The sequence below is a fragment of the Bacillus sp. z33 genome, from assembly GCF_058313615.1.
In genome coordinates this window covers 895,892-910,336 of sequence record NZ_JBZFQN010000001.1, presented here as the reverse complement: position 1 = coordinate 910,336, position 14,445 = coordinate 895,892, and the positions used below count along the sequence as shown (strand labels likewise).

General features: G+C 36.3%; 12 protein-coding genes and 1 riboswitch. All 12 genes read left to right on the top strand.

Translation table 11 applies throughout. The features are described 5' to 3' along the window. Positions 1-73 precede the first annotated feature (73 nt). A riboswitch (SAM riboswitch) is annotated at positions 74-182 on the top strand. Positions 183-400: 218 nt separating this feature from the next. The 12 genes from AC4G3L_RS04245 (at position 401) to AC4G3L_RS04190 (ending at position 14,444) form a co-directional block, all read left to right on the top strand. Continuing rightward, the gene (locus tag AC4G3L_RS04245; protein WP_491076235.1) at positions 401-1,501 is read left to right on the top strand and encodes a methionine biosynthesis PLP-dependent protein; all 1,101 of its coding nucleotides are present in this window, start codon (positions 401-403) and stop codon (positions 1,499-1,501) included. 188 nt (positions 1,502-1,689) lie between these two features. Further along, complete coding sequence (locus AC4G3L_RS04240; RefSeq protein ID WP_491075724.1) at positions 1,690-2,478, top strand: ABC transporter ATP-binding protein; 789 nt, start codon at positions 1,690-1,692, stop codon at positions 2,476-2,478. After that, the gene (locus AC4G3L_RS04235) at positions 2,479-4,116 is read left to right on the top strand and encodes an ABC-2 family transporter permease (RefSeq protein WP_491075723.1); all 1,638 of its coding nucleotides are present in this window, start codon (positions 2,479-2,481) and stop codon (positions 4,114-4,116) included. 159 nt (positions 4,117-4,275) lie between these two features. Beyond that, a complete protein-coding gene (locus tag AC4G3L_RS04230) occupies positions 4,276-4,821 on the top strand; it encodes a cysteine hydrolase family protein (protein ID WP_491075722.1) in 546 nt (181 codons plus the stop codon). Between the two features lie 17 nt (positions 4,822-4,838). Continuing rightward, positions 4,839-6,320: a nicotinate phosphoribosyltransferase gene (locus AC4G3L_RS04225; RefSeq protein ID WP_491075721.1), complete on the top strand. Its 1,482-nt coding sequence runs from the start codon at positions 4,839-4,841 to the stop codon at positions 6,318-6,320. Between the two features lie 332 nt (positions 6,321-6,652). Continuing rightward, on the top strand, positions 6,653-7,879 hold the full coding sequence (locus tag AC4G3L_RS04220) for a helix-turn-helix domain-containing protein (RefSeq protein WP_491075720.1): 1,227 nt from the start codon (positions 6,653-6,655) through the stop codon (positions 7,877-7,879). A gap of 470 nt (positions 7,880-8,349) precedes the next feature. Beyond that, a complete protein-coding gene (locus AC4G3L_RS04215) occupies positions 8,350-9,597 on the top strand; it encodes a S8 family peptidase (protein ID WP_491075719.1) in 1,248 nt (415 codons plus the stop codon). 264 nt (positions 9,598-9,861) lie between these two features. After that, on the top strand, positions 9,862-10,782 hold the full coding sequence (locus tag AC4G3L_RS04210) for a hypothetical protein (RefSeq protein WP_491075718.1): 921 nt from the start codon (positions 9,862-9,864) through the stop codon (positions 10,780-10,782). An 8-nt stretch (positions 10,783-10,790) separates the two neighbouring features. Continuing rightward, positions 10,791-10,946, top strand: a complete 156-nt coding sequence (locus AC4G3L_RS04205; RefSeq protein ID WP_491075717.1) for a hypothetical protein — start codon at positions 10,791-10,793, stop codon at positions 10,944-10,946. Between the two features lie 421 nt (positions 10,947-11,367). Continuing rightward, on the top strand, positions 11,368-12,657 hold the full coding sequence (locus AC4G3L_RS04200; protein ID WP_491075716.1) for an ABC transporter substrate-binding protein: 1,290 nt from the start codon (positions 11,368-11,370) through the stop codon (positions 12,655-12,657). 111 nt (positions 12,658-12,768) lie between these two features. Continuing rightward, positions 12,769-13,629, top strand: coding sequence for a carbohydrate ABC transporter permease (locus AC4G3L_RS04195; RefSeq protein WP_491075715.1), 861 nt, complete (start codon positions 12,769-12,771; stop codon positions 13,627-13,629). Further along, positions 13,629-14,444 carry a carbohydrate ABC transporter permease gene (locus AC4G3L_RS04190; RefSeq protein WP_491075714.1) on the top strand — a complete coding sequence of 272 codons (816 nt, stop codon included), beginning with the start codon at positions 13,629-13,631 and terminating at the stop codon, positions 14,442-14,444. The genes AC4G3L_RS04195 and AC4G3L_RS04190 overlap by 1 nt, the downstream gene beginning before the upstream one ends. The last annotated feature ends 1 nt before the right edge of the window (position 14,445 follow it).

Here is a 14,445-nt window from a genome sequence, read left to right as displayed (position 1 = left end):
ACAATGAAGGTAAAAACAACTTGCTTTTCTTTCCATGAGGATGTAAATTTATTTTAAGTGAATATTCTGACAAAACTTATCAAGAGAGATGGAGGGACTGGCCCAGTGAAATCTCAGCAACCGCCAATGATGGAAAGGTGCTAAATCCTGCAAGACATACTAGCTGTCTTGAATGATAAGAAGGGGCCCATTTCTGATGAAAAGTCTTCTTCTGGAGACTTTTTTGTTTTTTTATAACTGTTAATAACTGGGGAAATGAATGTTATTTGACAAAAGTAAAAGAAATACAGCCGTATCATATATGCGGAAAATAGTAGCACATGGATATAGTGCAAGTATGGTGGACCGTGATGGTGAAGAGCAATGTGTAGGGATAAATGAAGAGAGAGGAGTCATACACATGACAAAAGTTAAAATCGAAACACTCTTAGCTCAAATAGGCAATCGAAGTGAAACACAAACAGGTACTGTTAATCCGCCAGTCTATTTTTCAACAGCCTATCGCCATGATGGTATAGGAGAATCCACCGGGTTTGATTACATAAGGACGGGTAACCCAACCAGAAAATTACTCGAGGAGGGCATCGCAGAGCTTGAGGGAGGAAAACAGGGCTTTGCTTATAGTTCAGGTATGGCTGCCATTCACTCATTGCTTTGTTTATTTGCTCCTGGAGATGAGATTGCCGTCACCGCTGACCTTTATGGAGGGACATACCGGTTATTCGAACAAATATGGAAGACATATGGCATCAAATTTAAACCATGTCATAACGATTCGGATTTTAAGGAATCCATTAGCGATAGAACCAAGGCATTCTTTATCGAAACTCCGACTAATCCGCTTATGCAGGAATTGGATATAAAGGAGATCTCCAAATTCACGCGTGAAAATGATTTGTTGCTGATTGTAGATAATACCTTTTATACACCTATTCTGCAGCGGCCGCTTGAACAGGGAGCAGATATTGTTGTCCATAGTGCCACTAAATACTTGGCTGGACATAATGATGTGTTAGCTGGATTAATTGTAGCAAAAAATGCTGATATTGGTGCAAGACTTGAGGAATATCAAAATGCTACAGGAGCTGTGCTTTCACCTTTTGATTCCTGGCTTGTCATGAGGGGAATGAAAACATTGAGCTTGCGGATGAAACAACATGAGGAAAACGCCCAGAAAATCAGTCGGTTTTTAAGAGAAAGAGAAGAAGTGACGGATGTCCTTTATCCTGGTAAAGGAGGGATGATATCATTCCGGCTGAAATCAGCTGAATGGATCAATCCTTTCTTACAAAGTCTTCATATCATATCTTTTGCGGAAAGTTTGGGTGGAGTAGAGAGCTTAATGACGTATCCCGCTACACAAACACACGCAGATATCCCAGAGGAGGTGCGCATACAGATTGGGGTTTGTAATTGCTTGCTGCGTTATTCTGTCGGGATTGAACATGCTGATGATTTGATTGAAGATCTTACACAGGCATTTGATTCGTTACTGGTTTAAAGGTAGAACTCGTTTGAAATTAGTGATACATCTTGGGGAGGAGCGAGTATTACTGGAATTTTTATGAACGAACTAAATATGCGAAGGTATTAGAAATTTAATAAAATCATATACGGTAAAATAGAAATATATGTAAAATATTTAACGATTTTGATATACTGTAAAAAAATTAGTCTCAATTAGGGAGAATGAAGATGGCTGATCCGGTTATTTCTATTAACAATCTTCAGGTGAGTTATGGCTCGAAAGAAGTGCTTCGTGGCATTAATCTTGATGTAGACAAAGGGCAAGTTATTGGCTATATAGGTCCTAATGGTGCTGGGAAAACAACCACTGTAAAGATATTGCTTGGTCTTCTAACAGATTATACAGGTTCAGTTAAGATATTTGGAACAGAGCTTTCCGATGATAGGATTGACTATAAAAACAGAATTGGTTATGTGCCTGAATTAGCAGATCTATATGATGTATTGACTGCACGTGAATACTTAACCTTTATTGGGGAGCTTTATGGCTTACCTTATGATCAAGTTGACCAAAAGGCTTTTAAACTAATGAAGCTATTAAACATTGAAGCAATGTATGATTCACGAATAAATAGTTATTCAAAAGGAATGAAGCAAAAGGTTCTGTTAATATCAAGTCTTCTTCATAACCCGGATATATTATTTTTAGATGAGCCTTTAAGCGGTCTCGACGCGAATAGCGTTATGATCGTCAAAGAATTGCTGGGAATGCTGGCAAGTGAGGGAAAAACGATTTTTTATTCTTCACACATTATGGATGTTGTTGAGAAAATCAGTAATCGGATTATTTTACTGCATGAAGGCAGGATTATCGCAGATGGAAGTTTTGAAGAATTACAGAATACGGGTAAGGAAGGAACACTAGAAGAAATTTTTAATCAATTAACCGGTTTTACGGAACATCGAACGATTGCCGAAGATATTGTCTCTGTTGTCCAAGGGGATAAATAGATGAGAGAATTTATGAGTTTGCGTGTATTGGATAAAGGAAAAAAGCTATTTCAATGGATGGGAATTGACTACCCGGCTATGAGAAGAATTCTTCAGGTTAAGCTTACGATGGATTCCAGAAGAGTTCCCGCTCTAATGAATAATGGGGCGAGAAAGAATGATACGGATAAAGATTCAAATGAATTTTTGAAATCCCTATGGGTGTATGCACTTATGGGCTTGATATTGATCCCTTTTATTATTATGGGTGAAAATTATTTGTTCCAAATGAGTTTGCTGTTTGCTGTTTTTATGTTTTTTATAATGACATCTTTAATTTCTGATTTTTCTCATGTGATGCTGGATATTCGTGACCAATCTATTTTATTATCAAGACCGGTAGATGAACGAACGATCTCGACGGCAAAGCTGATTCATATTGTCATTTATCTAGGGGCATTAACGCTCCTATTTATAGCTCCCGCGCTCATTGCTTCTATTGTTACTAAAGGATTAGGCTTTAGTCTGTTATTTGTGCTGATCATCATCCTGGTTGATATATGGATCGTCTTGCTTACTGCCTTAATTTATCTGGTGATTTTAAAGTATTTCGATGGTGAGAAATTAAAGGATTTTATTAGCTATGTCCAAATTGCCTTATCTATTTTAATGATTGTGGGGTACCAACTGACTGGTAGATTATTTGACATCATCGATAGCCAAGTAGAATTTAGCCCAACCTGGTGGAGCTATTTTATTGCACCAATCTGGTATGCTGCTCCCTTTGAAGCAATCATAAAAGGGGATTTTACGTTAGAGTACATGGCTTTAAGCAGTCTGGCTATCATCGTACCAATTATTTCTTTAATTATTTATATAAAAAATGTTCATAACTTTGAGAAGTACTTGCAAAAAATGAATAATCATACAGGTTCTATATTGAAAAGGAAACGAAGAAACATCCCGCTGTTTTTATTTGGTAATAAAGAAGAACGAGTTTTTTTTCACTTTGCAACGAATATCATGAAAAATGAACAGGCCTTTAAATTGAAAGTATATCCTTCTATTGGATTGATCATCATTTTTCCGTTTATTACCCTGTTAAATCTTTTCGAGGAAAGCGGATTAAAAGGTATGCAGTCTGGCAGCGGCTATTATTCTATCTATTTTTGTGCCTTTATTATTCCGGTAGTTGCAACTGCTTTACGATATACAAATTCATATAAAGGAGCCTGGATATATAGAGTTTCTACTTTGCAGAAAACAGAGCCTATCTTTAAAGGGACATGGAAAGCAGTCATGGCTAGGTATGTGCTGCCCATTTATTTGGCCTATAGTGTTCTCTTTTTTCTTATATATGGCAGTTCAATAGTATGGGATCTGTTGATTGGTTTATTTACGCTATTTATTATGGTTGTCCTATCATTTAGGAGCTTTAAAATCATATTGCCCTTTTCTAAACCTGCTTCTGTAGCCCAGGATCATGAGGGTGTTAAGGCATTTTTCCTGCTTGCTATCCTTGCTATATTCGCTGGTATTCATTTTCTCATAAGCAAGCTTGAGTATGGTTTATACGGATATAGTGGACTCTTGCTGATAGTAGTCATTTTTTTGTGGCGTTATGGATTTAAGATTGATTTTACGTATTTAGAGGATTGATTCAGGTGTAGCAGCACCTAAGATTCACTTTGCTAAGTGCAGTCTTGTTTTCCTATTTTTAGATTTGGCCGAATATTCATGTAGGCAATATAGAGTACAATTTGATATTCTATACGTATAATGTGCGGAATTCATTAAAAAGGATAGGGGAATGGTGAAATGAAGGCTTTAATAAATATTGATTATACAAATGACTTTGTAGCGGATGCTGGCAAATTGACTTGCGGTAAACCCGGACAGGAAATCGAAGAATACATTGTTTCGTTAACCGAAAAATTTATGAACGATAGAGAGTTTGTCGTATTTGCTATTGATGTACATGATGAAAATGATCCCTATCATCCTGAAAGCAAATTATTCCCTCCGCATAATATAAGAGGTACCGAAGGACGTTTATTATTTGGAAATCTTCAAAATGTGTATAATACTTATAATGGCCAAGAAAATCTGTTATGGATTGATAAAACAAGATACTCTGCTTTTGCCGGAACTGATTTAGAAATCAAATTGCGTGAACGGGGCATTACAGAGTTGCATTTAGTTGGAGTTTGTACAGATATTTGCGTTTTACATACAGCGGTGGATGCCTATAATAAAGGGTTTAAAATCGTTATACATAAAGATGGAGTGGCGAGCTTCAATGAAGCCGGCCATAAGTGGGCATTGTCCCATTTTGAACAGACACTGGGAGCCATGGTTTTGTAATTGAAGGAGGAAGTTTGATGACACATTATCCCGATGACAGTTTTGCTTTACATACAGACTTATACCAAATTAATATGATGGAAACATATTTTAAGGATGGAATCCATAATAAAAAGGCGGTTTTCGATGTGTATTTCAGGCGTAATCCATTTAATAATGGATACGCCATATTTGCAGGTCTTGAACGAGTAATTACATATATTAAAGAATTAAAATTCACAGAAAGCGATATTCAATATTTAAGGGATGAGTTAAAGTACGATGAAGTTTTCCTTAATTATTTAAAAGAACTTCGTTTTACAGGAAAAATCAAGAGCATGAAAGAAGGGGAGCTTGTATTCGAAAATGAACCATTAATGCGAATTGAGGCACCGCTTGCCGAAGCTCAACTAGTTGAAACAGCTATTCTTAATATCATTAATTATCAAACGCTTATTGCCACAAAGGCGTCCCGTCTGAGTGTCGTAACAGAAGGTGAATTACTGTTTGAATTCGGCACTAGGAGAGCCCAGGAAACAGAGGCTGCCATTTGGGGGACAAGAGCGGCATATATTGGTGGATTTCAGGCAACCAGTAACGTTAGAGCCGGTAAGAAATTTGGCATTCCGGTAGTGGGAACCCATGCGCATGCACTTGTTCAGGCTTACCGGGATGAGTACACAGCTTTCCGTAAATATGCTGAATCACATTATGATTGCACCTTCCTTGTTGATACATTTGATACGTTAAAGTCAGGTGTACCGACAGCCATACAAGTTGCGAAGGAAATGGGCGATAAAATTAATTTTAAAGCTATACGTTTGGATAGCGGTGACTTGGCTTACTTATCCAAGAAGGCTCGAATTATGCTGGATGAAGCCGGTTTTACTGATACGTTAATTACAGCCTCCAATGATCTGGATGAAGCTACCATCCTGAACCTGAAGGCTCAAGGGGCTAAAATTGATATGTGGGGAGTCGGAACTAAGCTGATAACTGCCTATGATCAGCCTGCATTAGGAGCCGTATATAAAATGGTCAGCATTGAAGAAGAGAATGGCACAATGGCAGATACAATCAAAATTAGTGCAAACCCTGAAAAAGTGACGACTCCTGGCATGAAGAATGTATATCGAATTATTAATAGAGAAACAAAGAAATCAGAAGGAGATTATATTACTCTTGAACATGAAAATCCTGCTGATGAGAAAACATTAACGATGTTCCATCCAGTTCATACATTCATCTGCAAAGAAGTAACAAATTTTGATGCAGTGCCATTGCATGAAAATATCTTTGTGAACGGACAATTAGTATATGAAACGCCAGCCTTAAAGGATATTCAGCAATTTGCGAAGGATAACCTCGACTTGTTATGGGATGAATATAAACGATTCCTTAATCCGGAAAAGTATCCAGTTGATTTAAGTCCAAAATGTTGGGAAAATAAAAGGGTTCGTATACAGGAAGTTATGGAACAAGTGAGAAACACAGAAAAGAAAGTGAAAACCTGGAAATAATGATCAATCCACCTTGCTGAGACAAGGTGGATTTTTTATTTAGCCATGGATTTCTTATGCCAGCATATTCATAAAAGGTCATCTTCTTAAATGTATTTTATAAATCACTCACACAGATTTCTTAACGCAGGATACAATTAGCCCTGGTATTAGCAGGGCTTTTATTCTTGCTCATTTAGACATAAATTGGTTTTATAATGGATCTCTTAGCGAATAAGTGTCGTAAAATGATGAAAAAACAAGAACGAAAATATTAGAAATAGGTTATAGGTATATGTTAGAATTGCACAATATTTTGTATAATATTGGAAAAGAATAAAAGAGGTGGGTACATGAAAGTAGGTTCGTTGATTAAATATTATCGAACTAAGCAGGGATTGACTCAGAGTGAGCTGGTCGAAGGCATATGTTCTGTACCTCATCTAAGTAAAATTGAACATAATGAAAAGGAAGCAAATGATCAAACTATAAATTTGTTGTTACAGCGTTTAGGAGCAGACTTAACGAATGTATATGAACAAAATAATACAGTAAAAAGATTATTGGATGAATGGATTGAATGTATAAATTATTTTCAAACAGAAGAGGCAAAAGAAATTGAACAGCAGCTAAATGAATTCGTAGATTTTATTGTTTATACACCTCATCTCTTTTTATTTGAACTGTATAAATTAAGATACTTATTATTTATTCATGAAACAGAAAAAGCCATCCATCAATATAAATGGCTTGATAAGAATAAGAAGAATTTAAACTATCAAGAAATGTATTTATTGCATTATTATCATGCAATCTGCTTACTTATACAAAATAAATATAAGCAGGCTAATGAAATATTAGAAGAGTTAGTATCCATAAGCAGAGATGGTATGAGTGTTTCAGCGGATGTCTATTATCATCTGGCACTTGCTAAATGTTATATGGAACAGCACGGGCATGCGATCTTCTATGCTAAAGAAGCCTTGAATGCATTTACTGTTCAATATAATTTGAAACGAATTATGCATACACTCGTCATTCTTGGGATCAGTTATACAGATACAGGTATTTATGAGGTAGCGGCAGAATGTTATAAACATTTGAAAAGAACTGCTGAAATCCTCAATGAATCTACCACTTTATCCATTGCCTATCATAATATTGGGTATTTAAAGCAAAAGATAGGTGATATGCGTGAAGCCAGGGATTACTATTATAAAGCTGTAAACTGTGATGCAGGTAATCCACATTCTTATATGGTTAGCCTTTGTGCTTTGGCAGAGACCTCTTATTATTTGGAGGAATGGGAAGAAGCTAAAGAGTATTTACTTATTTTAAAGAAAAAAGCTCATGAAACGGGATCCAAAATATATCAAATGCTACCCAACTATTATTTATATATGATTCAGGGGGAAGAAGAGAGAGCTATCAACTATTTAGAAGAATATACCCTGCCCTACTTATATAATGGGGAATCACATTATAATGACATACGCAGTGTCAGTAAAATTTTGGCTGATTATTATAAGAAATTAGGAAAGTTCCAGAAAGCTTTGCAATATATTTATACAGACTACTAGTCAAGGAGGGAGAAGTTATGAAAAAAAAAGCCCCTATATTGCCGCCAATCGTGTAAAGAGTATTGCCTATAGTGGACTAAGAGAACTGATTGTCTAATCAATCGGTTCTTTTTAATTACTTTTAAGATAAAAAATTTAATAGGATTAATAAAATATCATTTTTGTGCAAAAATTTTTGTTGGGAAAATATAATAGTGATGAGTCCAAACACCTGTTTGTACTAGGAGGCATATAGGTCTCTATAATTATAAATAAATCCTATTTTATAATAAATAGGACGGAAAATGTAACAAAATGTCATTAATATTGACCAAATAACTTGGGAAAGTTTTTAAATCCGACAAAACAAAGAATGAAAATTCAGAATTTATAGTTAATTTGTTCCATATTCAAAGAAAAAAAAAGCTTCTATAATAACGATACACCAAGAAATGTTCACAAAAATTTAAAAAATGAGAGGAGACTGAAGGATGAAAAAAAGAAAGATTGTTGCTGGAGTTGTTTTAAGTGTATCAATGGCTTTATCATTTAGCACCGGAACAAACGCTGATGCTAGATTGAGTGCCAAGGATGTCAGCTCAGACAAAACCTATCGTGTTTTGATTCAAGGATCTCAAGCGGAAAAAACGAAAGTGAAGAAAAGTATGGGAGCACACCGAGACTTTAGCAGCCAAGGTTTTACAACAGATGTCTCCGAAAAAGAATATCAGAAACTACTGGAAAATAAAAATATTAAAGTTGAAAAAGTACCGGAATTTAAAATAGCTGCTACAAGTATGGAGAAAGCTACATCTGCACCATCAACACGTGTGCCATGGGGAATCAAAGCAATTTATAATAATAGTTCTCTTACATCTACTAGTGGTGGCAGCGGGATAAAAGTGGCGGTGTTAGATACGGGAGTTTTAAAAACACATGCTAGTCTCTCCGCCAATATTGAACAATGTAAAGATTTTACCCAAACAAGCAGCACTGTTATCAATGGATCTTGTACTGATGGGAATGGCCATGGTACACATGTAGCCGGTACAGTAGCTGGTAATGGATCTGGCGTATATGGTGTTGCACCTCAATCTAAAGTATGGGCATACAAAGTATTGGATGCCAGCGGATCCGGTTACTCAGATGATATTGCGGCAGCTATCAGACATGCAGCAGACCAAGCTTCCTCAACAGGTTCAAAAGTAATCATATCTATGTCACTGGGATCAAGTTCTAATAACTCTCTTATAAGCAGTGCTGTAACGTACGCTTATGGAAAAGGTGTATTGATTATTGCAGCAGCTGGTAATAGCGGTTCATCTGCTAATACAATCGGGTATCCGGGTGCGTTGGCAAATGTAGTAGCTGTAGCAGCCCTTGAAAATGTTCAGGAAAATGGAACCTATCGTGTGGCTAATTATTCATCCAGAGGAAACCCATCCACTGATGGCGATTATGTCATTGGCTTAAAAGATGTGGAAATATCAGCTCCAGGTTCTGCTGTAGAATCAACTTGGCATACAGGCGGATATAATACAATCAGTGGAACTTCAATGGCTACTCCTCATGTGTCCGGACTTGCGGCGAAGATATGGGCTTCCAATACGGGATACTCTCATACACAGCTGCGTGCAGAATTACAAAGACGTGCAAAACTATATGACATTAAAGGTGGAATTGGATCTGCTGCAGGTGATGATTACGCCTCCGGATTTGGTTTTGCAAGAGTACAATAATAGTAGAAATGAACTGGCCTCCCGAATTTAAGGGAGGCTGATTTATAAAAAAGAACTGGAGAATTTTAATCGGGATTGAGCTAGAATTATCAAACTCCTACCTTTGAGTATGGGTTTAAGCCAAAGTAGAGGAGAATCCAGCCGATACAGGAGAAAAACCAGCTAAAGTTGAGGGGAATTAAGCGGAATGTGCAATACAACACAGCGAATCAGATCACATTTATTAAGCTCATTAATAAAATCCTTATAAAGGAATGGGTGAATATGAAAAAATGGTTTCGAATGGAAGAATGCGGACAGTTATTTCGCTCGATAGCCAAGAAAGGAATGTTGTATTTTTATCAATTTGGGCTAGTTAGTATTGCAGGTTGGACATTGGCAAGTTTAATAATGGCATATCGGGAGGTCTTAATGAATCCTATACAGATTTTAACAGTTACTGAATTGTCCAATCTTGATAAAGGTTGGTTTGTAGCCCTAATGACCAATATGGTGACATCGGATGCAAATCGGATTGTGGGGAGAGGGCTTTTTCTGCTAATTATATGGATTTTAGTGTTCTTGCTAGTGCCTTTGGCAACAAGGAGTTTAAAGAGGTTTAGGTTATTTCAATTTGAGATAGAGATGGATAATGAAGAACCGTCAGAGGAACAGATTCCTGTAGAAATCTTCCAGTATGCACGATTAAAGATAATATCTAATATATATACCAAAAACAATAAAATGAGCCTATATCGTTTTTATGATCAACATAGTGGTTTAGCAGATTACAAAGAGGCACTGGCCTTCTATTTGGAAAGAATGACGGAAGAATATTGGGAGCAAGTGAAGATTGGAATCAATTGGGGATTATATGAATGGCAGTCACTACCGGAAGAATGGAGGCATCAGGCATATATTTCAGCAGATAAAACCAAGCCTTGTATAAAAAACAACAAGATAAATTCAGGGCATGGAGCGATTAAAAACTCTATGATTTATACGTATCAACATTTAGATGTTGTCCTCGTAACGGTACTGTGGAGCTATACTCATGAGTTTGATGCCATCGACCAGCAATGTATGTATATCCTCCACCATGCCTTATCAGATCGTTTAGAAAATATTGAATATGCCGTATGGGTTGAAAAAAATGCAACCTATGAAAATTTTCATGAAACTGCATGTGAAATAATGGAGAGGTGAATACTGGGTTGAATGATTATATTATGAACAGAGCCAAGTATCGTGCTGAAAAATATAAACAATCGTTAAAAATGTGGAGTGCCTCCAAGGAGGGTAATATGATTAAAATAAAACCAACTACCATGTATGGCTTTACACTGGAGAAAAAAGAGTATAAAGAATAGCCCGATCTGATCAATGAACCTGTTGACTGGACGGTCTATTTTTTTGAATTAAATGGTGGAATATCTGGTCTATTAGAACAGATGAACTAAATAACTAAAATATAGCGAGCATTTATTGGCTTTTAAAGAAGATAGCGGACTTTTCATGACTTCAAGAAAGTATGATAAGGAACCGTTTGCATAAGAATGGATATTTTTTTTGACTATCAAACTAAATTTCATGGTTAAAAATTGGGATATATATAAAATAATGTTTGAGATACATATATTTGTATGTTAAATTGAAAACATAAGGTTTGTGAAAACGTTTTCGTAAAATGAACGTGGATTAATAGTTTGTAAGAATAAAAGTAGCAGCCTATACATATTTTAGAAAACGTTTACTTAAACCAAACACAAAGAGAGAAGAGAGGGTAAAAGTATGAAACGTAAAAAATGGTATGCAGGTGCTTTATCAGCTTCACTTTTAGCAGCGGCTGTTTTAACGGGATGCTCATCAGAGAGCTCTTCATCTGATAATAAAGACAAAGTGACAATTGATGTATTTCAGTTCAAAGTGGAATTCAAGGATCAGTTTGAAGATGTTGCCGAACAATATGAAAAAGAAAATCCAGATGTAGAAATTAATATTACTACAGTTGGCGGCGGAGAAGATTATGGTGCAGCTTTGAAATCTAAATTTGCTTCAGGCAATGAACCAGCTATTTATAATGTCGGCGGACCGCAGGATGTTGAAGATTGGAAAGATAAATTAGCTGATTTATCCGATACAAAAGCATCTAAAGAAGCGCTAGATGGAACTCTTGATGGAGTAACTACAGATGGTACAGTCCTTGGTCTTCCATATAACCAAGAAGGATACGGCTTGCTTTATAACAAAGAAATCTTTGAAAAAGCTGGTATTAAAGCAGAAGAAATCAAAACAATGAAAGCGCTTGAAGAAGCGGTTGAAACAATTGATAGCAAAAAAGACGATCTTGGTATTAAAGCAGTATTTGCTTTACCAGGAAAAGAAAAATGGGTTACCGGGTTGCATGCTTCCAATGTCTTTATCTCTCCAGAATTTGATGAAAATATTATGAATGCTTATAAATCTGACAAAATTGATTTTAAATATGGCGATCAATTTAAAACATACATTGATCTATCCAATAAATATTCTATTCAGCCAACTGTTAGCCTTGACTACTCACAGCAAGTTGAAGAGAACTTCTCTCTTGGTAAAGTAGCAATGATTCAACAAGGGAACTGGGTATATGGTTCCATCGCAGGTATTGATGAAGAATTTGCACAAGAAAAAGTTGGAATTCTACCAATTCCTGTAGAAAGTTATAAAGAAGATTCCCTGCCAGTTGGCATTCCAATGTATTGGGGAGTAAACGGCAATAATGATGAGAAAGTTATTAAGGCTTCCAAAGAATTCCTGGATTGGTTATATACATCTGAAGAGGGCAAAAAGACAGTTCTTGAAGATTTCAGCTTTATTCCTGCATACAAAGGATTTGATTCCAGTAAAATTGCAGACCCAATCTCTAAAGAAGTATATGAATATGCGACTGAAGGAAAAACAATTGGATGGGTATTCATGGGTTATCCAACTGGTTGGGGCGAAGATAAATTAGGTGTAAACATCCAAAAATATTTAAGTGATAAAATGTCTTGGGATGAGCTGATCAAAGAATCTCAAAAATCTTGGACAGAATCACGATAATATTCTTTTAGCGTAATAGAACGCAAAACAAAGTAGTGTTGGGCTACTTTGTTTTGCTATATAGAAAATGGATAAGGTCATAAATTTTGTCACAATATTGGAGGGGTAATAATGCGTACTCGCAGTTTTTCCTATTGGTTATTCCTTACACCGGTTCTAATATCGCTATTTCTTGTAGTCCTTGTGCCACTGGGACTCGGTATATTTTACTCATTTACGGACTGGAATGGCATTCAAACAACCGCTTTTGTTGGCTTTCAAAACTATACTGGTATATTCCAGGAAAAAGAATTTATGGACGCTTTGTGGTTCACAGTTAAATTTTCTATAGTATCCATTATTTTAATTAATGTGATTGGTTTAGTATTAGCTTTAATTGTAACTTCAAAAATTAAATCAAATAATATCTTACGTACGATCTTCTTTATGCCAAACTTGATTGGTGGACTGATTTTAGGGTTCATTTGGCAGTTTATTTTCACGAAAGCATTTGACGCAGTTGGTGTGGCCCTTGGCTATGAAGGTTTACAAGGCTGGCTGTCTACCACATCCACTGGATTCTGGGGATTAGTCATCCTAATGAGCTGGCAAATGGCAGGTTATATCATGATTATCTATATTTCGTATCTTGAGGGTGTTCCAGAAGAATTAACTGAAGCTGCCGAGATTGATGGAGCGAGCTACTTCCAAAAACTGCGTACAATCATATTACCGCTCGTAGCACCGGCATTTACAGTTAGTATGTTCTTGACGCTGTCCAGCGCGTTTAAATTATATGATCAGAACTTAAGCTTAACGGCGGGAGGCCCTTATAATTCTACACAAATGGTGGCTATGGAAATATTCCAGACAGCGTTTAAGGAAAGTGAAATGGCCTATGCCTCTGCAAAAGCAGTTATCTTTTTCTTGATTGTCGCGTCAATCAGCTTGACACAAGTATATATCAACAAGAAAAGGGAGGTTGAATTATAATGCGCAGAAAGCATAACTGGCCCTTAGAAATAATCGGGATTGTTTTGGCCTTAATTTGGCTATCCCCTTTTTATATCATGATTGTTAATTCGCTTAAAACGAAAAAGGAAATGTTTACTGATGTATTGAGCCTACCGGATGCATTTAACTTAGACAACTATGTGGAAGCGTTCGAACAACTGGACTTCCTGAGGACTTTATTTAATTCTGTTTTAATAACAGTCGTAAGTGTGGGTCTGATTATTATTTTTTCTTCAATGGCAGCGTATGCCCTGTCACGAAATAAAAGTAAAACCAGTACGTTTCTATTCTTTATTTTCGTAGCAGCTATGCTGATTCCTTTCCAATCCGTCATGATTCCATTAATTACGGTTTTTGGGAAATTTGAAATGCTGAATCGTACTGGATTAATCTTTATGTATATTGGGTTTGGATGCAGCTTGTCGATCTTCCTGTACCATGGAACATTAAACAGTATATCCAAAACGCTTGATGAAGCAGCAACCCTGGACGGTGCCAACAAATGGCAAATCTTCTGGTATATCATCTTTCCAATGTTAAAACCTATTTCTGTTACAGTCGGTATTTTAAATACAATCTGGATTTGGAATGACTATCTGTTGCCATCTCTTGTAATCAATCAGGATGGAATGCAGACACTTCCTTTGAAAATGTTCTTCTTCTTCGGGGAATATACAAAACAATGGCATCTTGCACTTGCCGGATTAACTTTAGCCATTATTCCAGTCATCATTGGTTATTTCATTGCACAAAAACAAATTATTAAAGGAGTAGCTGAGGGTGCCGTGAAATAAC

Excerpts from the sequence above, each read along its gene's own strand:
- AC4G3L_RS04245 (WP_491076235.1), top strand. The coding sequence starts at position 401 with ATGACAAAAGTTAAAATCGAAACACTCTTAGCTCAAATAGGCAATCGA.
- AC4G3L_RS04240 (WP_491075724.1), top strand. The coding sequence starts at position 1,690 with ATGAAGATGGCTGATCCGGTTATTTCTATTAACAATCTTCAGGTGAGT.
- AC4G3L_RS04235 (WP_491075723.1), top strand. The coding sequence starts at position 2,479 with ATGAGAGAATTTATGAGTTTGCGTGTATTGGATAAAGGAAAAAAGCTA.
- AC4G3L_RS04230 (WP_491075722.1), top strand. The coding sequence starts at position 4,276 with ATGAAGGCTTTAATAAATATTGATTATACAAATGACTTTGTAGCGGAT.
- AC4G3L_RS04225 (WP_491075721.1), top strand. The coding sequence starts at position 4,839 with ATGACACATTATCCCGATGACAGTTTTGCTTTACATACAGACTTATAC.
- AC4G3L_RS04220 (WP_491075720.1), top strand. The coding sequence starts at position 6,653 with ATGAAAGTAGGTTCGTTGATTAAATATTATCGAACTAAGCAGGGATTG.
- AC4G3L_RS04215 (WP_491075719.1), top strand. The coding sequence starts at position 8,350 with ATGAAAAAAAGAAAGATTGTTGCTGGAGTTGTTTTAAGTGTATCAATG.
- AC4G3L_RS04210 (WP_491075718.1), top strand. The coding sequence starts at position 9,862 with ATGAAAAAATGGTTTCGAATGGAAGAATGCGGACAGTTATTTCGCTCG.
- AC4G3L_RS04200 (WP_491075716.1), top strand. The coding sequence starts at position 11,368 with ATGAAACGTAAAAAATGGTATGCAGGTGCTTTATCAGCTTCACTTTTA.
- AC4G3L_RS04195 (WP_491075715.1), top strand. The coding sequence starts at position 12,769 with ATGCGTACTCGCAGTTTTTCCTATTGGTTATTCCTTACACCGGTTCTA.
- AC4G3L_RS04190 (WP_491075714.1), top strand. The coding sequence starts at position 13,629 with ATGCGCAGAAAGCATAACTGGCCCTTAGAAATAATCGGGATTGTTTTG.